The organism is Methylophaga sp. UBA5088 (genome assembly GCF_002414625.1).
Taxonomy (GTDB): domain Bacteria; phylum Pseudomonadota; class Gammaproteobacteria; order Nitrosococcales; family Methylophagaceae; genus Methylophaga; species Methylophaga marina.
Window position 1 is genome coordinate 2776 of record NZ_DIAC01000002.1, and the last position, 1166, is coordinate 3941.

1 protein-coding gene and 1 pseudogene are annotated in these 1166 nt (G+C 43.8%); both read right to left on the reverse strand.

Annotation, left to right across the window (positions count from 1 at the left end; all coding sequences use genetic code 11):
* Positions 1-836 (reverse strand): type II secretion system F family protein (locus B4K20_RS00210; RefSeq protein ID WP_289281429.1); only part of this gene is annotated, 836 nt, incomplete at its 3' end.
* An 18-nt stretch (positions 837-854) separates the two neighbouring features.
* Positions 855-1166: pseudogene (locus B4K20_RS00215) on the reverse strand (hypothetical protein); the annotation flags it as partial.

The window sequence follows — 1166 nt, forward strand, 5'->3', positions numbered from 1 at the left end:
ATCTGAGACATGGCACTCGCCGATATCATTGAGCCAATCAAGGGGATTTTTAATAAAAAGATATCAATGTAAAGGCGACCTTCACGAGTGGAGTAGGTATAAATAATGCCACCAATAACCACAATAAAAACAACCAGTAACACATACCATTGTGTGGTAAGAAAGTTGGCAATGCCCATCAACTGAAGCATTTCCGGCGGCGGGGTTCTGCCACTGCGTTCAAAAAAACCAGCAAACTTAGGAATAACCGTCATCATCATAAAAATGAACACACCGATAGTCATCAACAAGACCACAATCGGGTAGGTCATGGTAGAAATTAACTGTGTTTTAATTTCGTGTTTGCGCTCCATAAAATCTGCAATACGCAGTAGGGCGGGTTCCAGCTCACCACTATTTTCAGCACTACGAATCATATGCAAAGCCATTGGCCCAAAAATAGATTCAAATTGTTCCAGTGCCTGTGAAAATGATTTACCCGAACTGATATCGTCATTAAGCGCATTCACAATCTGACGTAATTTGCCACGTTGGATATGGCTGAGAATAGTTAATGCTTCCGTCACAGAGAGTCCTGAGCGAAACATTAATGCCATTTGCCTGAAGAAAAATACCTTCTGAGAGGTTTTTACCGGAATATAGGTAAGTACCTGATCCCAGACTTGATTAAGGCCTTGAATAGAAACAGCCTGACTATCATCGGCAGCCACCCGAATTTGCGTGGCAAAAATGCCTTTCTTCTGGAGCTTACTGACGACAGCGTTTTGGTCTGCCGCCTGAATAAAGCCATGCTTGCTATCACCCGAACTGGTCAAGCCATGATATTCATAACGCATGAGGTTTGACTCCTATTCTCATGCGGCATCCTCTTCAGAAAAGAGGGTAAGCAAGCCCAGACGACGCATTTCATCAAATGTGGTTAGGCCTGCCAATACTTTTTCTTTGCCATCTTCAGCAAGACTGGTGAAGTGCTTAGCCCGTTTACGTAAAGTGAGTTCGTCTACATTTTCTGTAATTAACGCTTCGACTTCATCATCGACCCAGAATGTCTCAAACAGGGCAATACGTCCTTGGTAACCACTACCACCACATATCGGGCAGCCCACTGGAGACCATAACTCAACTTCACTGTCTTCAGGCAGACTGAGCGCTTTTAATTGATCCGC